The following is an 18,861-nucleotide window of genomic DNA, read 5'->3' on the forward strand; positions in this document are numbered from 1 at the left end:
AACGGCATGGCGAACATCACCACCAGAAAGATCAGCCACCCAGTATGCCGTCTCATCAGGTGTGATAGTCGACCCCAGTCGAGTGGCTTCATCACGAGCACGACTGAAGTCGATAGAATAATGAGGCCCAACAACCAAATTGGCCTGCCGGTCCAGCACGCCTTCATCCCATAGGGCATGGAGATTCATATGCCCATTTGCGGTATCGCCAAAATATGAAAGGCGGATAGCATTCCCGCCTTTGTCATTATTCCGCTCCGCAGCATGCAACGGCTGATGCAAGTCACCAACCAGATGCACAACCCACTTCAACGCATAAAGCCGCCGCTCCGGAGAGGCCGTGTGATCAGCGAGGGTTTTTTCCAGCTCGGGCAATTTCTCAACAACGCAGTTTCCATCCGCACAGTCGCGGGCCTGGTCATATGCTGGCTGAGAAACATCTGTATCAACGTAATGCCAAAGCAGCGTCTCGGGCTCTCCCCCCTTCTTTTTGGGAACATGTCCGATCGTATCTGGCCATGATGCGACCTGATCCAGCGTTTGATGACCTTCCATTGCCAAAAGTGCAGTTGTTGCTTTCGCAGCCGCTGGCGTCAGGCGATCTTGAGCAATATCCGCGACAATCGCATGGCCATACGGTCCCCAGGCGAACGCCTGAGAAGTCGTTCCTATCGTAGCAGCACAGAGCAAAGGGACAGAAAGAAGCCAGGAGCGCATAAAAAAACCATCTCGGACGTTATGAAGTCTTATTGCTTTTCTCACCCTTCCCAAACACTCACAAGTGACTCTCTTGGTACACTGAACCGATTAAAATGACCGAACGGTTCGGCCTACCCCTTCCCTCATGGCTTCTGACCTCGTAGAGAGGATTAAGGACTAAAATGACTGAAATGGCGTGACGCAATTGCAAAAGCCACCTGCCCCGCTAGACCCATCCCAATCTCCGCAGTGGAGCCTTACGTCAGAAGGGAACAGCCCTCTTCTGACACTTCGGGGTGTGTGGCTGGCAAGAACAGGAAACATTCCTCAGTTTCCGAAAGACGGGCTGCGTGCAGCGCCTGCTGGAAGCACCATCACTTTTGATATGTCCCCCATCACCGACTGGGACACAGGGCTGATCGCGTTCCTTTGGGACATTAAACGCAGCGGGCACGACAGACATATTACTCTGGATGCTCAAAGCTTGCCGGCCCCTGTAAGACAGCTTCTCGAGCTCCTACCCGACGCCTCTGATGGCCCTCCCCCCGCGCCTGCCAAGCGTCTGCCCGTTCTCGAACGGATTGGGGGCCACACGATCAGTAGCCTCACTGAAATTGGTACGGTTACGAGTTTAGGTGGGATGACCCTTCGCGGAGGGCTCCAGGCCCTTACAGGGCGAAGCCGGATGCGTCTTTTAGATCTTCTAAGTGACACTGCAAATGCCGGCCCTCAGGCATTGCTAATTGTAGGCATCGTCAATTTTCTGATTGGTGCCATTCTTGCATTTGTTGGGGCGGTTGAGCTTCAGAAATTTGCTGCCGGTATTTACGTTGCAAGCCTTGTTGGCATCGCCATGGTTCGTGAAATGGCCGCCGTCATGACCGCCATAATCATGGCAGGACGAACCGGAGGCGCCTACGCAGCGCGCATTTCCACCATGCAGGGCAATGAAGAAATTGATGCCCTCAACGTCTTCGGCATCCCAACATCCACGTATCTGATACTTCCGGCAGTTCTATCGCTCGTTATCACGATGCCATTTCTCTACCTCTACGGCTGCCTGATCGGCATGCTGGGAGGGTTCGTGGTCGCGATTTCCATGCTGGATATTACGGCTGCTGGCTATTTCCATCAGACAATCACGTCCTTCGGTATCGGCCAGTTTATTTTCGCATTTGTTAAAAGCATTGTCTTCGGTGCGTTCATCGGGCTGACCAGTTGCCGGATTGGCCTGAAGGCTGGACGATCAGCCGCTGATGTTGGCATCGCTGCCACACGGGCTGTTGTGGTGGGAATTGTCGGCGTCATTGCGATTGACGCCATTTTCGCCGTTATCGCCGACGTGCTGGGAATCTGACGAATGACCGATACCCGAAAAACCGTTCTTTCAATGCAGGATGTCACTCTCGCATTTGGACCGAAGGTCATTCAGAAGAACATCTCTTTAGAAGTTAAGAAGGGCAGCATTTTTGCCGTCATGGGCGGTTCTGGCTGCGGCAAGAGTACACTTCTGAAAAGTATGATTGGCCTGCTTCGCCCCACGGCTGGCGAATATCAGGTCGATGGCGAAGATTACTGGTCTGGCACCGAAGCAGAACGAACAGAGCTCAACCACAGGTTCGGCGTTCTATTCCAGAGCGGCGCTTTATGGAGTTCCATGACTCTCGGGGAGAATGTCGCTCTTCCCCTTCAGATGTTCACGGACCTCAAGCCAGATGTCATTCGTCGGCTCGTAGAACTCAAACTGGGGTTTGTAGGTCTTCTGCCAGCCATCGACATGTCTCCGTCAGAAATCAGTGGTGGTATGCGCAAGCGTGCTGGTCTTGCGCGGGCCATCGCACTGGATCCGGATATCCTATTCTTTGACGAACCCTCTGCAGGTCTGGACCCAATCACTTCGGCCCGCCTGGATGACCTGATTCTCAATCTCCGAGATGGTCTCGGCGCGACCGTCGTTATCGTCAGCCATGAACTCTCCAGTCTGTTCCACATCGCCGATGACGGAATATTCCTGGACGCAAAAAGCAAAATCCCCATCGCACACGGCTCTCCAAGGGACCTGCGCGACCACTGCGACGAACCTCAGGTCCATGCTTTCATGCATCGGGAACGCAACGAAGAAGGACGCAATTGATGAACAAGCAGGCTCTCGTAGGCGCCTTTGTTGTAGGTGGGATCGGTCTTGGCGTGGCAGCTTTTGTGCTGTTCGGCAATTTCCATCCCTTCACCCGCATGGAAAAAGCTGTCCTTATTTTCCATGGCGCATCGTCCGGGCTGTCGGTGGGTGCACCCGTTACCTTCCGTGGGGTTCAGGTTGGCGCGGTCGATAAGGTCGTTATCGAATATAACCCGCAGACGCGAGACGCCTATATTCCGGTCTATGTCACGATGCGGCCAGACAATATTACCCTGACAAACAGTAGTGCCCACCATTTTCCAACAATCCGGGACCTCGTCTCTCAAGGCCTCCGTGGAGAAATGAATCTTAAGAGTTTTGTCACCGGCTCTTCAGAGATCGACCTCGATTTTGCGCCTGATACACCAGCTGTCATGCATCCTGACATCGCCACCCTCACGGAAATTCCAACAAAACAGTCTTCCATCCAGGCGATGACCCAAACTCTGCAGAACCTGCCGTTCAAGGAACTTGGCGACAACGCCAACGCGACCCTTGCCGCTGTAAGGGAGCTTTCTGACAAGCTGGACAGGGATATGCCGACCCTGATCGAAAGCATTCGTGCGACATCAGACCATAGTCGCGACATGATCGATGCGAGCAGAGACCTGGTTACGCACCTTCAACCGGAGCTTGAACATACCCTCAACAGCCTGAACCGACTGGCTGATGCCGGATCCGATCAGTTGACTGCACGTGGCAAAGAGCTCCAAGCCCTGCTGTTAAGCAGCAATCAGACGATCCAGAAGGCTGGTGAAAGTCTGAACAACATTCAGAGCATTACATCTCCGCGCTCAGCGGACAGGGCTAACCTCGAAGCCAGCCTGCGCGATATCGCAGCAGCAGCCTCTGCCCTACGCGGCTTTGCAAACGATGTTGAACGTAATCCGCAACTTCTTCTGACGGGACGCCACTGATGAGACTGCACCTCGCCTCGCTCACTCTTGCCGGCCTACTTCTCAGCGGCTGCTCCTCTCCACCCGTGCGGTTTTATACGCTCGGCGCGCCTGCCATCGGAAATGATCTGACGGCCAGCACCGCATCAGCAACCGTATTAGCTGTCGATCCTGTCATTGTTCCTGACTACCTCGATAGTCAGGATATCCTTGTCAGAAATGGCGATCTTCTAGATCGCAGCGCAAATGGCCGATGGGCAAGTCGTCTGTCCAGAGGCATTACAGATCTCGTGACAGCACAGCTCTCTCGCAGCTGGCCTTCTGTGTTCGTCACGACACATCCGACAGCAGGCTCTCCACAAACCCGGCTGGTGATCACTATCAACCGGCTGGATATCACGAAGTCTGGTCAAGGTACGCTAGAAGCAGACTGGTCCTTTGTCCCTGCTGACGAGCATCACCCGGTTGTACACCAGCGCGCCAGCTTCAGCACTCAGGGATCAACAGCCACAGATGACGGGATCACTGCAGTGACACGCGCGCTCGTGGATCAGCTTGCCGCTAAAATTGGAAATTCGTCCCCCGCAATGTGAGGGATTTTCAAATTTATAGAGGCCTTAAAAAAGGCCTCTTCTTTAATGTGTCTAGGCTTCTGGCTGCGCATTCATCAACGCAGCCACAGCATCCCATGCGGGAGCAGCATCAGCAGCGCCATGATGTGTCGTTGCGAGCGCCCCGCACGCTGACGCAACCCGGACAGCCTCGGAAAGTGGCTTTCCCTGCGCCAGAGCGAAGGCCAGCCCGGCATTGAAACAATCCCCGGCCGCCACAGTATCAATGGGCTCTATGTGAAACGGCGCACTGTGACCGCTGCGTGTTCCATCATGCCAGAAAACACCCCGGCTTCCCATTTTTACAAGGACCGATTTCACGCCCTTTGCCAGAAGCAAGTCCGCAGCCCTCGCCGCGTCTTCTACAGTTTCTGGCCGAATGCCTGTTAGCTGAAAAGTTTCACTTTCGTTCGGGGTTAGAATATCGATTTCCTGCCAGAGCGCATCCAGAAGCCCCTTTTTCGGCGCAGGTGCCGGATCGAGCACAACTATAGCGCCCTTGATCCGCGCTTTACGGGCGGCTGCCAGAACTGCCTGCTGAGGCACTTCAAGTTGCAATAGAAGCACTGCCGCGCGCTCAATCCAGTCCGAGGCTGCGTCAACATCGGTTTCATCGACGGCCATGTTCGCACCACCAACAACGGTGATGCAGTTTTCTCCGCTCCCATCTATCCCGATCAGCGCAATTCCCGTGGCATGAGAGGCGTCTTCTCGCAGCGGAGAGAGATCCACCCCAAAACGCTCCAGCTCCTGGCGCGCCTGCGCACCAAAACCGTCCTGCCCTATACGCCCTGCCAACGCGACCTGAACCTCGGAACCGGACGCCAGACGCCCAGCAGCGGCAGCCTGATTGCTGCCTTTACCACCGAGCATGACAGCATAGCTTTCACCATGCACGGTCTCGCCGGGAAGAGGCAGGCGAACGGCCCGAGCAGTTACATCAATATTGATGCTTCCGAAGGACAGAATCAGAGGCTTTGAGTTCGGCATCAGTTTGATCTCAGAGAATTCGAGGAATATTTCTTTAGCATTGGGGGGCCAGAGGCGTCAGCAGCAAAGGAACATCTTGTTTCCACGGGCTTTTTTTTTGCATTTTTGCCTCGACAGCTTCGACGTTGTTTTTTACTAAAAAGTCGTGAATTTTCGATATTAATGGTTTCATTACTAGGATAGGGTTTCGCAGGCCTTGGGGAAACAAGGGGGCCTTTTACCGGCGTTTCCACAGCAGAACCAAAAACATTTTAACTGACAGGGTAAGTCTAATTATGTCCTCTGCCAATCGACAGACATCCTCTCGAACTGCCACGAAAAAGGTAGCGTCCGCCTCTCGTAGCAAAAAAGCCACCCCTGTCGTTCTGGAGGCCGTTATCGAAGAGTCTCCTGTCGTGGTAGAGCCAGTTGAAATCACGGAAGAGCCTGCAAGCGGCCCATTTCTTCCTGACCTTGTCTGTGCTTTCGACAAGGCGTGGTACATGCGCGAATATCCGGATGTGGCAGCATCTGGCCTGGATCCGGCAACGCATTATCGGGAAGCCGGATATCGGGAAGGTAGAAAACCCAATCGCTTTTTTGACCCGGAAAAGTATCGTGCAGCCAATCCGGATTTAACGGAATATGAAGATGATCTTCTGATGCACTTCATCTTCTACGGTCTGAACGAAGGTCGCAGCATCAGCTAATCCCTCTTTAAGCTTATTACACAGCGGGGCGCAGACATCTGTCATTTCATTAACCCATGCGCCCTGCGGCTTGCCCTTCCCTCCTGAACAGAAGAGAGTTGTATCTCCGAACTCTGTCAGGAGTCCCTGTCTCGTGAAAAAATCTCGCCCCCGTCTCGCTATCGATATGGATGAAGTGATTGCTGACGCCTTCACCGCTCAGCGCCTGTGGTACAAAGACACGCACGGATATCACTGGACAGAAGACGAGTTGAAAGGCCACCATTTAGGGGATCTGGCAACTCCGGAACACGCTGCGGGAATGCAGGCACTTCTGCACGAGGGACACTTCTTTGCTGACCTTGAGGTCATGCCCGGCGCCAAGGATGCGCTAAAATTTCTAAGCCAGCATTTCGACATTTTTATTACGACAGCCGCGATGGAATACCCGGCGTCTTGCGCCCCAAAATTTCAATGGCTTCAGAAACACTTCCCCTTCATTCCCGCTCTGAACATCGTATTCTGCGGTCATAAAAGTATTCTTGCTGCCGATTTCCTTATTGATGACAACGTACGACATTTTCAGCATTTTCAGGGACAGGGCATTCTGTTCTCTGCCCCACACAACCTGAATGTGGAATGGTCTCCGCGGGTCGCCAACTGGAAGGATGCCGTTGCATATCTGATGCAGCCTCATCCACAAACAGAAGCTCCATAAAACGCGTCTTTGCAGCCTCAATCCCAGAAATTACAGCATTGTAAGCTAATAGGCTTTTTTGCTTTTGGATTTGTGGTTCTGTTTAAGATAGAGGTTTTCACCCTAATTTTTTCAGCTTCTGGTCAGTGAGCACATTCCGTTTATGTCCACCCCTTATCGCGCTGGTGCGTTTCGCCTCTCCCCTGAAGATTATCGCGCGCTAACGGATGCCGCCCAAGCAAATCCAGAAGCATACTGGCAGGATCAGGGAAAAAGGCTGGACTGGATTCAAGCGCCATCCAGCGCGCAGGACACCGGGACAGGATGGTTTTCAGATGGAACGCTGAACGCCAGTTTCAATTGCCTGGATCGGCACCTCAAGACCCGTGCAGATCAGACAGCTCTGATCTGGCAGGCAGAAGAAGCGGAGCACATCATCCGCCTCACATATCGTGACCTGCATGAACGCGTATGCCGTCTGGCGAATGTCCTGCGTGATCACGGTATTCGTCGGGGGGATCGCGTTGCAGTTCACCTGCCAACAGTGATCGAAGGCGTGGTGAGTATGCTGGCCTGTGCACGGCTGGGCGCAATCCATGTCGTGCTGTTCGGCGGCTTCTCGCCTGAGGCTATTGCAGACCGGTTGGCCGACAGTGGCGCCAGTTTGGTGATAACGGCCAATGTCGGGCGGCGTGGCGCGAAACGCATTCCTTTCAAGACGACAATGGACTCTGCTCTGAGCCTGCGTCCCGACAGCTTGTCGGTGAAGCACGTTCTGGTTGTTAGTGTCACAGACGAACCCGTCCCCGTGCAGGCAGGCCGTGATGACATGCTCAATCCACTGCTGGCATCGGCTTCGGCGTCATGCCCAGTTGAAACGATGGCCTCTACGGACCCGCTGTTTCTACTTTACACGTCTGGAAGCACAGGCAAACCAAAAGGCATTGTCCACGGAACAGGCGGATACCTGACCTGGGCCTCCTACACACACGAACTCGTCTTTGATCATCAGGCTGGGGATGTGTTCTGGTGCACGGCCGATATCGGCTGGATTACCGGTCATACCTACGTGGTTTATGGCCCGCTCTCGAACGGCGGCACCGTTCTCCTGTTCGAGGGCATGCCGTCTCATCCGAAGCCCGGTCGCTGGTGGGATGTTATTCAGGCCCATAAGGTCACCACATTCTATACCTCTCCCACTGCCATTCGTGCCCTGATGCGCGAAGGAAACGATGTTCCCCGCGAATACGACCTGACCTCTTTGCGCGTTCTGGGAACTGTCGGTGAGCCGATCAGTCAGGAGGCATGGTCCTGGTTCGATGATGTCATTGGTGGTGGACGTTGTGCCTTCGTAGATACCTGGTGGCAGACTGAAAGCGGTGGCATCCTGATTTCGCCCGTTCCAGGCGCTGTCAAAGAAAAGCCAGCGTCTGCAACACTCCCACTTCCGGGCGTAAATCCCATCCTGGTTGACGACAAGGGACATCCGCTGGAGGGGGCAACAGAAGGTGTGCTCTGCATTGACGGATCATGGCCAGGTCGCGCACTCACGATCTGGAACGACGATGCGCTCTTTGAAACAACCTATCTTCGCCCCTACCCCGGCCATTACTTTACGGGCGATGGGGCACGACGCGACGAAGACGGCTATTACTGGATCACCGGCCGGGTTGATGACGTCATCAATGTTTCTGGGCATCGCATCGGCTCTGCCGAGATTGAAGACGCTCTGGCTGCAGAACATGCGATTGTTGAAAGTGCCGCAATTGGTATTCCGCATGACCTGAAAGGTCAGGGCATCGTCGTGTATGCTGTGGCCCGTGATCCGTCCCATCCCGATTTGGAAATGCTTGCCGTTCGCGCCATAGCTACAAAAGTCGGGCGTTATGCGGTGCCAGAAAAAGTATATATCGTCCCTGATCTTCCAAAAACGCGATCTGGCAAAAATGTCAGACGCCTGATGCGCAAAATTGCCTGCGGCGAGACTGACGGCCTTGGAGACCTCTCGACTTTGGCTGATCCAGAAATTGTGGCAGTTCTGATCGCTATTGTTCAGGGCTAACCAACCGGCACGACCAGCTTTTTCAACAAAAGCTGGTCGTTGTCCTGCGAGGTTAATGTGATGAAGCTTCCCTGGCGCCGAAAGCTTCCCCCATCATGGCGAACCGATGTCCTGGCAGGGCTTTCGCTCGCTTTTACAAACATTCCGCAGGTTCTTGGTTATGCCCGCATTGCGGCCATGCCATCCGTCACCGGGCTTTATACAGTTCTTCTGCCTCTGGTGGGCTTTGCCGCCTTCGGCTCTTCCAGACATCTTCTTGTCGCGGCAGATTCCGCCACTGCGGCCATCCTCTCTGGCGCCATTACAGCCATGGCTGCACCAGGAAGCGCACACTACATGGCTTTGGTCAGCGCTACCGCGCTCCTTGCCGGGATGCTGCTTCTGGCCGCCAGATTATTTCGCCTCGGTTTTTTGGCAGACTTTCTTTCTCGAACAGTCCTTGTTGGCTTCATGACAGGGGTCGGCGTCCAGATCGCCATTTCCATGTTTCACGACATGCTCGGCATCCAGACGACATCGCATAACCCCGCGATGCAGGCAGTCGAAACTCTCACTCAGGCCGATCATCTCAACCTGACATCCACCTTTACCGCGGGCGCCACCGTAGGCGGCTTGCTCCTTCTAAACCGGTTTTTCCCACGATGCCCTGCCTCATTACTGGCCGTCGTTGGCGCTATTCTGGCAGACAGAACAGTCCCATTCCTGACGCGGAATCTCTTGACGCTTGGCCCTATCCAAAGCGGACTGCCGACCTTCCAAATACCCATTGTTAGCTGGAATGAACTGCTTGCGCTTTTTCCTGTGGCAGCCTCATGCGTCTTTGTCATCATCACCCAAAGCGCTGCGACATCCCGCGTGTACGCAACACAGTTCGACGAAGAACTGAACGAGAACAGAGATCTGACGGGATTGGCAGCTGCCAACATACTTGCAGCAGTCAGTGGTACCTTCACGGTTAACGGCAGCCCAACCCAGACAGCTATGGCGGTACGAGCAGGTGCCCGGAGTCAGGTGGCACAAGTTGTCTTTTCTCTTTCCACCCTGGTCGTGCTCCTCTTCCTCACCACGCCTTTGAAATACCTTCCACAATGCGTACTCGCCGCGATTGTCTTCACTGTCGCGCTAGGAATGATCGAAGTCCGCGCACTGCTCTCAATTCGTCAGGAAAGCCCGGGGGAGTTCTGGCTTGCACTTGTGACGGCTGCAGTCGTTGTGGGCACCGGAGTAGAACAGGGCGTACTCACCGCCATCGCCCTGTCGCTGTTTCGTCATGTGCGCCACAGTTACGATCCTCACACGGCTGTTCTCCAGCCCTTTACTCCTCAGGGAACTCTGGAAGCCGTTCCAGCCCGCGGGGGCCTGGAGAGCGAGCCTGGACTCATTATCTTCCGCTTTTGTGCGGACCTGTTCTACGCCAACTCTACTCGCTTCAACCGAGACATCCTGACGTTGCTTAGCGATGCCCCGCACTCCGTCCACTGCATTCTCATTGAATGCAGCCCCATCACGGATATTGATTATTCGGCAGCCAACGACCTGCGCCTGTTACTCGCGACACTTAAACAGAGGCAGGTGACGATGATTTTTGGACGTGTAAGCCAGGATCTCAGGGCAGATATGAACCGGCATCATTTGATAGCCGCAATCGGTCCAGAAAATATTTTTGAAGAACTTCACACTGCCCTTGCCGCCGCCAGGCGTTATACAGACGCGACAAACCATACCCCGGGCAGCATCGCTCCCACACACACGCCATCATGATGACCTTCTGGACGACACCAAGATGATATCCCCCGCTTACTGGAAGACCGTCGGACCATGATGGATGGCGAACAGGACAAGAAAAAAGATCTCGGCAGGCGGCAAAGCAAAAAGGATCGCACCGCGACGGCCCTAGCGTGGGAGGCACTGCGGCTGTTTTCTACTCAGGGATATGAAGAAACGTCTGTCGAGCAAATCGCCGAAGCTGCCAATGTCTCCCGCAGGACACTGTTCCGATACTTTTCTGGCAAAGGGGACATCATCCTGGCCTGGACCAGCGACATGACACAGGCATTTAATGATGCGATTGCGTCTGCCAGTCCGGATGCTTCATTGCAGGATATGGTCCTTCTGGCCCTTCTTCCGGTTGTTCGACGGATCACCGCCAACCGGGAATACGCCTACGCGCTCGTACAACTCCTTGAGCACGAGCCCGCACTTAGGAGTGTCAGTCTGCAAAAATATGAGGAATGGGAAGAGGCGCTTGCCAAAGCCCTCATGGACCGCCTCCCCCCCACAGATATGCCATCACTGGCGGCGCGCCTTATTGCAAGGACCGCGATTGCAACTTATCGCACAGCTGTGGACGAATGGATGAAGACCGAAGGCTGTACAGATCTGGAACATATCCTGCGCCGTGCCTTCACGTTCCATCCTCTTCTCTGGATGGAAGACAGCCCTCTCAGCCTCGGCTGAAAGGGCTTTATTGCCTCAAAGATCCAGTTCAATCGTGAAGTGATACGTCCGTGGCAGCCCAGCAACCGCAGAGTTTGTAGCGCTTCCACCACCGTTGATGCTCGACGGGTAAACAGAAGCCCAGTAGCTCTGGTTCGTAACGTTATCGACGCCGAAGCGGAACACGAGAGGCTGATGATAAACGTGCGTTGCATAGCGCGCGCCCAGATCCAGCGTCACATAAGACGGAGCAAACGTGGTGTTATATACATTGGCCGCCCGGCGCCCCATGTAATGCACGTTCGCATTGACAGCGCCGCCTTTAAGAAATGGCAGTCGATAATCAATCAACATGTTCGCCATCAGAGGCGGCACGCCAACAACCTGCTTGTAGGACGTCTTGGCCACACCCGTGTTCAGTAGTTGAGCATCCAGCCAGGTCATACCGCCCAGAATGCTCAGATCCTGCGTCAGATTTCCTGAGGCCTGGAATTCAACGCCGTAATTCCGCTGCACACCGTAATTGGAATAAACATACGTAACAGGGTCTGTATAAGCGAATGAGCGAGACATTCTAAAGCCGGCAATATTCAGCTGCAGCCTCTTGGCCACCAAAATCTTGTAACCAACTTCATACTCTTCTGAACGCAGAGGAGCTGTCACTTCGTTTTCATTCACAGCACCTGCTGGCGCCGAAGTACCAGCCTGCAAGGACCGCCCCCAAGTGAAATAAGCCGTCTGATTGGCTGCCGGCTTATAAAGCAGACTTGTCATCGGGCTAAAGGCAGCGGCACGGCTGTAGGACGACGTTTTCGTGCCACTCGTCGCATAGTTATTGGTGCTCAGCCAACTCCAGGCCAGCGTCCCCATGATGGACCAGTGCTTGCCCAGAGAAATCGTATCCCCGGCCAGCAGGGACTGCGTCATGGTATCGGCAGATTTATAACGTCCGGAATAATAAGGCTGTGCACTCGGAAATCTCTGTGGGTTACCAATTGTCGCCTGTCCCAGAGTCAAAGTGCCGGTCGATGACGTCGGGTTGTAGTTCCCCATGACGTAGCCGTTGGTTCCAATCTCGATCTGGTGCTTCAGTGGGCCCGTATGGAACGATCCATTCAAATAAGCCGTATTGCTGCCCGCCACGAAATCATTCGCCGTCGTCGCAGCTGAGATTGTCTGACGGTAAAGTCCCGCAGAGTTCAGCAGCTGATTACCCGTACTGAAAACATTTCTGGCAGCATTCTGCCACATCCCACCCAGCTTCAGGCTCCAGTCATCATTGAAGTGATGAATGATCTTCATCAGGGCAGTATCGGTTTCCATGTTGTAACCAGCTTGCTTCTGACCATATCCCTTCTGACTAAGATCAGGAGCATCAGGTAGCTGAATAGTCGTTGCATACGAAAAGCCACCCGGATAGCCGCGTTGGGCATATGTGTACTGGCTGGCATCAATCTGAATGACTGTCCTCGGTGAAAGATGAATGTCGAAATCACCGCTCACCAGGTTACGCCGCAGGTGAGAGTCTGCGACGTACCCCTCTCCGTTCTGGTTCAACAGGTTCAGGCGGTAGCCGAACCACTTGTTGTGGCCGACCCGACCTGAGACATCGAGACTTTCCATGGGCGCGCCAATGGAATCAACACCCACAACAAAACGCTCTGTCTGTCGGTCCGTCGGGCGCTTCAATGTGAAGTCAAATGTGCCCGCCGGATTTTGCGGACCATACACCGCACCAGCCAACCCATTCAGAACCTGAACACTATCAAACTGCTCCGCAGCATAAGGTGTGGTGATGACCATGTTGAGGCCATCCATACGCGTGTTAGCGATAACGTCGCCCTCAAACCCACGGGACTGAGGCCGACTGGTATTCGGATCACCGCGCATTTCAAGCTGGGCAGATGGCACGAATGCAATCAGATCATTGATGTTTCTGGTCTGCTGGTTAACCAGAACGTCGTGGGGCACCACCATGACAGACATCGGCGTGTCCAGAATGGATCGCGTACCAAGGGGGCCAAGAGAGGCTTCCTTCGTGCGATATTCTGCTGCCGTGCCACTTCCGTTACGACGATGAACAGTGATATTCTCAGGCTCAGACGCGCGTACAGACTTCTTCGCGGCTGCTTCCGGAGTAGCTTTTTCTTTGGTTTCTGCCGCATAAGAGGGAACATTGCCCATGACAGATCCAGCCAGAAGGTACAAAGCCAGCCGCGAGAGTTTCATGCCTGAATCCTGTTCGTTGTTCTAAATTCTCCGCACCTTCTACATTTTGGCACTCAGTGCCACAATTTGAGTTTACTCAAACTGCCTGATGTGGCGATCTTTTGAGGCGCACTGTCTCTTCAGAAACACAGTTCGTCATGGTCCGCATTCCAGAACGCCGTTCTCTTAACTGGGATGTGCTGCTGGAAACCGCCAGAAAGCGGCTTTCTTTAATGCCCGATGTATCGTCCAGGCCTATGGAACACCATGAGCACACTACTCATGGCAAAAGCGCTTACGGCTGACAGAACGGCCTTCTCCCACGGCAAAAAGAAAGTAGACAGCGTCAGAATGGCTGCATCAATCATGATCTGAACGCGGCCGGCGTTCAGGCCACGGCTTTTCTGAAGCCAGAGCGTGATAACGCCTGTCCCGCCTACACCCGCCTGATGACGAGCCAATGAGAGAATACCCATCCCAATCACTGTCCCGCCGAATATCGCCGCGAACAGAGGCTGGACATACGCAAGCTCCATAACGCTCGGAATCACACTCGCGAGGGCAGTAATACCAAAACTGGCAATCGTGGTCTTAAGCGCGAAACGGGCCCCCATGGCGCGAACGGCAAAAAGAAGAAACGGTATGTTGATGACCGTAAACAGATTTCCAGGCGTCATGGGCACGATGTAGGATAGCAGCAAGGCAATACCTGCCACGCCACCGGTCACAAGCCCGGCCTTGTGCAGACACATCAGCCCCATCACAATCAGAGAACAACCAATCAGGAACGCATAAACATCTTCTGCGTGGGAGTGACGCAGCCCTGGGCCATAAGGCGAAGTCATATCCGGAAATCCAGTCGCTCGACGGCTAAAAGCTTCGAAAATAGCCGCGTCATATCCATGAGAATTTTCGCCAGATAGTGTAGTCTTTGCCCCCTGCACAGCCCCTTTCATTCTAAGGGAATATTGTTTCAATCGGGCTTCCCTATTCTTGTTTGAAACTGCTGATAGCAACCCGTTTGCGTATGTTTGGAAACACGCTTTCCACAGCTGGCGATTCTTGGACCCGCGTCATTATGAACGCACTGAGATCACAGATTTCCTGCGATACCGGGTTCGATAGCCGGACATTCGCGATATGCTCGTGAGCAACCTCCCCTTGGCGAAGGCAAACCGAGAGAAATTTTCCGGAAATCTCGCAACAAAGTCCGAGGTTTTGTCTCTCTGTTACAATGGTGACCAATTTTCGCCACATCGGGAGACCTTTGATGGCGCATTACGAACGGAGTTTTTTATGTCCACCAAGACTAAACGATCTGTAGCTCTGCTGATGGGCTTGGCACTCGCTATCGCCCCTACAATAGCGAGTGCTCAGGGAGGTCCAGGAGGCGGCCGTGATGGCGGTGGCCCAGGTGGCGGCGGGGGACATCGCGACGGTGGTGGCCCGAATGGCGGTGGGGGACATCGTGACGGTGGCGGCCCAGGCGGTGGTGGAGGCGGCCAAGGGGGAAATGGTTATCGTGGAGGCCCCGGCGGGGGCGGCGGTGGTTTCCGTGGCGCAGGCCCTCATCGCGGCATGTGGCGCTCTGGTGATCGTTACAATGGCGGGGGCGTGTTTGTTGATAGCTGGCACAGATACCCAGGCCTTTATGCCCCACCCCCGGGATATCGCTGGATTGATTACGGTGGAAGCTTTCTCCTCGCCGCAATCACAACGGGCATCATTAGTAACGTCATTATGGGCAATGTGAACGGCCCAGCGGTGGTCGCTCCGACGCCGTATCCGAGCTACGGGCCGACCCCCGCTCCATACCCCGCACCTGGATACTAATTTCCAAGTTTGACAAAAGGCGCGTTGAAGACGACGCGCCTTTACGAGCATTTTCCATAATAAACATCACAGACGGCCATCAGATATCGGCGGCCATACACCGTCCTAGACGGACTGCCCTTGCCCAGCGGTGAGAACCAAAAGTCAATTGTTTGAACTAATTCAACGGCTGCGGAGGCTCTTCCAATGGAGGAGGCTCTGTTGGCAAAGGTGACGGTGGCATTTGGGGCGGAGGCGGTCGCGGGGTTGGTAGATCAACCACCCCTGCACTGACCGTCTTCAGACCAAACGGCGGATACGGTGAAGGCCCCGGCTCTTCTGGCAACTCCACATCTGGCCATTCGTCTGGCTCTGGCGTTTCTTCTTCCTCAGATGGGTCATCAACCATCGGATCACCATCTGGAAATAATGGATCCTTCGTACCCGGATAATCCATTCGTAAGACAGATTTGGAAAGTGCTGTGCTGATCAGGATCGACATGTTCGCCTCCTACAGGGTGAACACTAAATTCTTCACCACAGCAAAGGTTCAAATTATCTCAAAAGAAACCTGATAGGCGCCTGATATATGAGCGCGCCGGGAGAACGGAGAAGCAAAGCGACGGAGGTCACTTTCTTCTAATATACTGCATGCCTCCCCAGTGACGGACACGGCGGTATTGGAAACGGCATCCGCACACGTCAGTTTTCTTTGCGGCCCGGATTGTCCCGTAGTACACTTGTCCTTATGCGCTACCTTCCTCTTTTTGCCCTCATTTCTCTTTCCGCATGCTCGTCAGCCCCGTGGTTGACTGGCCAGACAGACAGCCATTGTGTGCGTGAGCAGATGCTTACCGGGACACAGGGCAATCCTCTTCCCTTTAGCCATGCCATGCAGGTGTGTGCGGTCGCAGCGCAGAAGAACAACGACGGCCATCCAAGACCTCTCGATCTCAGAGACGATGCGACACTGCAGGCGATGGCAGAAAACCCGGATTACAACACGACCTCTGCCTCATTTGTTCACCGAGAGGCAAAAACGAAGGTTCCAGGCGGTGTTCGAAGAGTGAATATCAACTAAAAACTCCCTACTCAGGGGAAGAGGTATGGACACGAAATTTTTCAGGATGCGAGAAATAAAGCAGCTTTAATAAGATTTTTATGCATAAAATTCATATAAGTAGCGGGCATTATCTTTTATAATCGCAACAAATAAATATACGCTTTGGATAGTATTTTACATTCTGAGTAACATTTTATTTTACTCCATTCAGATGTTTTCCCTTGCATCTCAAACGCAATACCCCCATTGTCTTTTTAGCGGGTGCTTTTACTGGGGTAACCGGCGCATGTTGCGCCATTCTTTCTCCGTAAAAGTTATGATTTCGTGTGTGTTTTGTGCACGACCGCTATTGTTAAAAAAGGAGCCTCGTTATGGCAACAGGCACCGTAAAATGGTTTAACTCCACCAAAGGCTTCGGCTTCATTCAGCCGGACAATGGTGGTCAGGACGCGTTCGTTCACATCTCTGAACTTGAGCGTGCCGGCATCCACACCCTCAACGAAGGTCAGCAGGTCTCTTACGAGCTCGAAGCTGGCCGTAACGGCAAGACGTCTGCAGTAAGCATTAAGGCTCTTTGAAGCTTTAATCAGCAGCTCGTCTGTGCGAAAAGCCGCTCTTCGGAGCGGCTTTTTTTATGCCTGAACGCCAAATCTTAATTTAGGCGTATATGCTCCTTAGCCACGTTAACGCCGCACTCCCTACAACTCGCCAGATTCAGATTTTTGGCGCCTCAAACAAATACAGAAAAAATATTTTACGTGTCATCAATGGTAGAAACAGATATGTGCAAATATAATTTTATTGCCGTGTATCTCTACTGATTTGAAGAAGGTTCTGTATGGCGCTATCCGCTCAAAAGAAAGAATGGATGGGTTTGTTCTTTGCAATCTTTCTTGTCACGACCTTAGCAATATTTGGGTGGATCGGATGGCAGAAAGTATCTGGGGATGATTCCATCACACATGTCACCATCGCAAAAATCGTCTCTGTAGACAAAATCAATGCGGATTTGGGTGCACCAACCTCATACAAAATAACGTATGACCTGCACGGAACAATGATCAGTAATTATTTTACGGATGATTGGTACCAGACACACAAAACAAGAAAGCATTTTCTTGTCACATACAGAATGTCGAACGGCTACCATATCGACAGCATTCGTTAATATCGAAATTTACAATCCACAGAGAGGGCTATTCATCGCCCCCTCCGCACAGTGCAGGATCAGGCCAAGCCTTCTTCCTGCAGCGCCCGCTTTGCAGACGGACGAGACATCACCCTCTCCCGCAATGTCCATGCTTTACGGTGATGAGAAATATCCAGTTTCTTGAAAACAGCCCACGTCATGATAACAGCTGCGTAAGCGTCGGCTTGCGTGAAGTCGTCTCCAAGCCAGTAAGCTTTGTCGTCAGACAGCATATCCTCGAACTGCGTCATCCGCCGATGGATTTGTGCATGAACAGACTTCTCAGCCTCATCCGTCAGGTTCGGGGCAAACAGGCCACCGAATGCGCTGTGCAGATCACCACAGAACCCGAGAGCTTCCTGCAGCCTCGCTCGTTCCAGGGAGCCGTAGGCTGGACGAAAAGCCAGAACGTCCGAATGATCTCCAATATACTGAAGAACTGCCGAATTCTGGGTTAAAACAACGCCCGGCTCAATCTCGATTGCCGGTACGGCTCCTCGTGGATTGATGGCAAGATAATCTGCGCCGGTCTCTGTTGTCTTCGTGGTCGTATCTACTTTTTCAAGCGTATACGGCTGACCGATTTCATTCAGAATAATATGCGCGGCAAGCGAACACGCACCAGGCTTATAGTAAAGCTTCATAATCACTTCTCCATTGCGCGAATACGCAGGGAATAGAATGATCTTATTCCTCATCCGAGAAAAGGCGGGAAATATCCCGCCTTCTTTATGCGAAAAAAACTCAGGGCTGCTTTTCAAAAGCTCCAGCAATGGTCAGGCTAACGTCATCGCCAACATAGGGAACATACTTTTTGACGCCGAAGTCACTGCGATGGATTGTTCCAGTAGCCTGGAAGCCAACCGTATAAGCCTTGTCCATCGGGTTCACACCAGCGCCAACGAAGTGCACATGCAGAACAACGGGCTTCGTCGTGCCATGAAGTGTCAGATTACCACTGACAACTGCATCTTCAGCACCTGCCGGGGAAACTTCCGTCGAGACGAAAGTCGCATCCGGATATTTCGCAGCATCAAACCACTCATTGTTTTTCAGCTCATCCGTCAACACCGAGCTGGATGTCGCCACGCTGGAAACTGGAATTGTCACGGAAAGCTTCGATTTCTCCGGATGGCTGGCATCCAGCTTCAGGCTGCCACTCACGTTGGAGAACTGTCCCGAATAGTAGGAAAAACCAAAGTGCAGGACTGAAAAATTGACCTGGGTATGGCCAGCTTCAACCTTGTATGAGCCACTCTTCACATCGGCCGGCGCAGCGGCAATGGCACTAGTGGATACAGCAGCGCAAGCAAGAGCTGCAAAAGCACCAGAGAGTATTTTCTTCATGGGAGGA

General features: G+C 53.3%; 20 protein-coding genes (1 of these 20 cut by a window edge). 13 read left to right on the top strand and 7 right to left on the bottom strand.

All coding sequences use genetic code 11. The features are described from left to right. Positions 1-717 carry the 5' portion of a S1/P1 nuclease gene (locus M2305_RS01060; RefSeq protein ID WP_264648326.1) on the bottom strand. Its footprint begins 186 nt before the window's first position, so only the first 717 of its 903 coding nucleotides appear in the window; the start codon lies at positions 715-717; its stop codon lies beyond the left edge, outside the window. A gap of 178 nt (positions 718-895) precedes the next feature. Between M2305_RS01060 and M2305_RS01065 the strand changes: the two genes are divergently transcribed. Genes M2305_RS01065 through M2305_RS01080 form a run of 4 tightly spaced genes read left to right on the top strand, consistent with a single transcriptional unit; the run spans position 896 to position 4,364 of the window. Next, on the top strand, positions 896-2,056 hold the full coding sequence (locus M2305_RS01065; protein ID WP_408871454.1) for an ABC transporter permease: 1,161 nt from the start codon (positions 896-898) through the stop codon (positions 2,054-2,056). A gap of 3 nt (positions 2,057-2,059) precedes the next feature. After that, entirely contained in the window at positions 2,060-2,833 is a 774-nt protein-coding gene (locus M2305_RS01070) for an ABC transporter ATP-binding protein (RefSeq protein WP_046899474.1), read from the top strand. After that, positions 2,833-3,792: an MlaD family protein gene (locus M2305_RS01075; RefSeq protein ID WP_086633908.1), complete on the top strand. Its 960-nt coding sequence runs from the start codon at positions 2,833-2,835 to the stop codon at positions 3,790-3,792. The genes M2305_RS01070 and M2305_RS01075 overlap by 1 nt, the downstream gene beginning before the upstream one ends. Then, a complete protein-coding gene (locus tag M2305_RS01080) occupies positions 3,792-4,364 on the top strand; it encodes a PqiC family protein (RefSeq protein WP_264648327.1) in 573 nt (190 codons plus the stop codon). The genes M2305_RS01075 and M2305_RS01080 overlap by 1 nt, the downstream gene beginning before the upstream one ends. A 51-nt stretch (positions 4,365-4,415) precedes the next feature. Here the strand turns inward: M2305_RS01080 and M2305_RS01085 are convergent, their stop codons facing one another. Then, a complete protein-coding gene (locus M2305_RS01085) occupies positions 4,416-5,372 on the bottom strand; it encodes a ribokinase (protein ID WP_264648328.1) in 957 nt (318 codons plus the stop codon). A gap of 275 nt (positions 5,373-5,647) precedes the next feature. Between M2305_RS01085 and M2305_RS01090 the strand changes: the two genes are divergently transcribed. The 5 genes from M2305_RS01090 (at position 5,648) to M2305_RS01110 (ending at position 11,256) form a co-directional block, all read left to right on the top strand. After that, a complete protein-coding gene (locus tag M2305_RS01090) occupies positions 5,648-6,061 on the top strand; it encodes a hypothetical protein (RefSeq protein WP_099210100.1) in 414 nt (137 codons plus the stop codon). Positions 6,062-6,194: 133 nt separating this feature from the next. Continuing rightward, complete coding sequence (locus tag M2305_RS01095; RefSeq protein WP_264648329.1) at positions 6,195-6,758, top strand: 5' nucleotidase, NT5C type; 564 nt, start codon at positions 6,195-6,197, stop codon at positions 6,756-6,758. A gap of 142 nt (positions 6,759-6,900) precedes the next feature. Beyond that, entirely contained in the window at positions 6,901-8,799 is a 1,899-nt protein-coding gene (acs, locus tag M2305_RS01100) for an acetate--CoA ligase (RefSeq protein ID WP_264648330.1), read from the top strand. A gap of 60 nt (positions 8,800-8,859) precedes the next feature. After that, positions 8,860-10,560 carry a SulP family inorganic anion transporter gene (locus M2305_RS01105; RefSeq protein ID WP_264648331.1) on the top strand — a complete coding sequence of 567 codons (1,701 nt, stop codon included), beginning with the start codon at positions 8,860-8,862 and terminating at the stop codon, positions 10,558-10,560. 57 nt (positions 10,561-10,617) lie between these two features. After that, complete coding sequence (locus M2305_RS01110; protein WP_211496389.1) at positions 10,618-11,256, top strand: TetR family transcriptional regulator; 639 nt, start codon at positions 10,618-10,620, stop codon at positions 11,254-11,256. A gap of 15 nt (positions 11,257-11,271) precedes the next feature. Here M2305_RS01110 and M2305_RS01115 read toward each other — a convergent pair whose 3' ends face one another. Both M2305_RS01115 and M2305_RS01120 read right to left on the bottom strand, forming a co-directional pair. Then, complete coding sequence (locus tag M2305_RS01115) at positions 11,272-13,464, bottom strand: TonB-dependent receptor (protein ID WP_264648332.1); 2,193 nt, start codon at positions 13,462-13,464, stop codon at positions 11,272-11,274. Positions 13,465-13,673: 209 nt separating this feature from the next. Continuing rightward, positions 13,674-14,288 (bottom strand): YitT family protein, encoded by a 615-nt coding sequence (locus M2305_RS01120; protein WP_264648333.1) that lies wholly within the window; start codon positions 14,286-14,288, stop codon positions 13,674-13,676. A gap of 451 nt (positions 14,289-14,739) precedes the next feature. Between M2305_RS01120 and M2305_RS01125 the strand changes: the two genes are divergently transcribed. Beyond that, positions 14,740-15,276 carry an RcnB family protein gene (locus M2305_RS01125; RefSeq protein ID WP_264648334.1) on the top strand — a complete coding sequence of 179 codons (537 nt, stop codon included), beginning with the start codon at positions 14,740-14,742 and terminating at the stop codon, positions 15,274-15,276. Between the two features lie 157 nt (positions 15,277-15,433). Here M2305_RS01125 and M2305_RS01130 read toward each other — a convergent pair whose 3' ends face one another. Beyond that, positions 15,434-15,757, bottom strand: a complete 324-nt coding sequence (locus M2305_RS01130) for a hypothetical protein (protein WP_264648335.1) — start codon at positions 15,755-15,757, stop codon at positions 15,434-15,436. Between the two features lie 222 nt (positions 15,758-15,979). Between M2305_RS01130 and M2305_RS01135 the strand changes: the two genes are divergently transcribed. The 3 genes from M2305_RS01135 (at position 15,980) to M2305_RS01145 (ending at position 17,486) form a co-directional block, all read left to right on the top strand. Next, positions 15,980-16,336, top strand: a complete 357-nt coding sequence (locus M2305_RS01135) for a hypothetical protein (RefSeq protein WP_264648336.1) — start codon at positions 15,980-15,982, stop codon at positions 16,334-16,336. Positions 16,337-16,689: 353 nt separating this feature from the next. Then, complete coding sequence (locus tag M2305_RS01140; protein ID WP_046899487.1) at positions 16,690-16,896, top strand: cold-shock protein; 207 nt, start codon at positions 16,690-16,692, stop codon at positions 16,894-16,896. A 260-nt stretch (positions 16,897-17,156) separates the two neighbouring features. Continuing rightward, positions 17,157-17,486 (top strand): hypothetical protein, encoded by a 330-nt coding sequence (locus M2305_RS01145; RefSeq protein WP_264648337.1) that lies wholly within the window; start codon positions 17,157-17,159, stop codon positions 17,484-17,486. Positions 17,487-17,545: 59 nt separating this feature from the next. Here M2305_RS01145 and M2305_RS01150 read toward each other — a convergent pair whose 3' ends face one another. Beyond that, entirely contained in the window at positions 17,546-18,151 is a 606-nt protein-coding gene (locus M2305_RS01150) for a glutathione S-transferase N-terminal domain-containing protein (protein WP_264648338.1), read from the bottom strand. A 100-nt stretch (positions 18,152-18,251) separates the two neighbouring features. After that, entirely contained in the window at positions 18,252-18,854 is a 603-nt protein-coding gene (locus tag M2305_RS01155; protein WP_264648339.1) for a YceI family protein, read from the bottom strand. Positions 18,855-18,861 lie beyond the last annotated feature (7 nt).

It is taken from the genome of Gluconobacter cerinus (assembly GCF_025961355.1).
GTDB lineage: Bacteria > Pseudomonadota > Alphaproteobacteria > Acetobacterales > Acetobacteraceae > Gluconobacter > Gluconobacter cerinus.

Excerpts from the sequence above, each read along its gene's own strand:
- M2305_RS01070 (WP_046899474.1), top strand. The coding sequence starts at position 2,060 with ATGACCGATACCCGAAAAACCGTTCTTTCAATGCAGGATGTCACTCTC.
- M2305_RS01125 (WP_264648334.1), top strand. The coding sequence starts at position 14,740 with ATGTCCACCAAGACTAAACGATCTGTAGCTCTGCTGATGGGCTTGGCA.
- M2305_RS01120 (WP_264648333.1), bottom strand. The coding sequence starts at position 14,288 with ATGACTTCGCCTTATGGCCCAGGGCTGCGTCACTCCCACGCAGAAGAT.
- M2305_RS01145 (WP_264648337.1), top strand. The coding sequence starts at position 17,157 with ATGGCGCTATCCGCTCAAAAGAAAGAATGGATGGGTTTGTTCTTTGCA.
- M2305_RS01080 (WP_264648327.1), top strand. The coding sequence starts at position 3,792 with ATGAGACTGCACCTCGCCTCGCTCACTCTTGCCGGCCTACTTCTCAGC.
- M2305_RS01140 (WP_046899487.1), top strand. The coding sequence starts at position 16,690 with ATGGCAACAGGCACCGTAAAATGGTTTAACTCCACCAAAGGCTTCGGC.
- M2305_RS01150 (WP_264648338.1), bottom strand. The coding sequence starts at position 18,151 with ATGAAGCTTTACTATAAGCCTGGTGCGTGTTCGCTTGCCGCGCATATT.
- M2305_RS01155 (WP_264648339.1), bottom strand. The coding sequence starts at position 18,854 with ATGAAGAAAATACTCTCTGGTGCTTTTGCAGCTCTTGCTTGCGCTGCT.
- M2305_RS01115 (WP_264648332.1), bottom strand. The coding sequence starts at position 13,464 with ATGAAACTCTCGCGGCTGGCTTTGTACCTTCTGGCTGGATCTGTCATG.
- acs (WP_264648330.1), top strand. The coding sequence starts at position 6,901 with ATGTCCACCCCTTATCGCGCTGGTGCGTTTCGCCTCTCCCCTGAAGAT.
- M2305_RS01130 (WP_264648335.1), bottom strand. The coding sequence starts at position 15,757 with ATGTCGATCCTGATCAGCACAGCACTTTCCAAATCTGTCTTACGAATG.
- M2305_RS01085 (WP_264648328.1), bottom strand. The coding sequence starts at position 5,372 with ATGCCGAACTCAAAGCCTCTGATTCTGTCCTTCGGAAGCATCAATATT.
- M2305_RS01090 (WP_099210100.1), top strand. The coding sequence starts at position 5,648 with ATGTCCTCTGCCAATCGACAGACATCCTCTCGAACTGCCACGAAAAAG.
- M2305_RS01110 (WP_211496389.1), top strand. The coding sequence starts at position 10,618 with ATGATGGATGGCGAACAGGACAAGAAAAAAGATCTCGGCAGGCGGCAA.
- M2305_RS01075 (WP_086633908.1), top strand. The coding sequence starts at position 2,833 with ATGAACAAGCAGGCTCTCGTAGGCGCCTTTGTTGTAGGTGGGATCGGT.
- M2305_RS01105 (WP_264648331.1), top strand. The coding sequence starts at position 8,860 with ATGAAGCTTCCCTGGCGCCGAAAGCTTCCCCCATCATGGCGAACCGAT.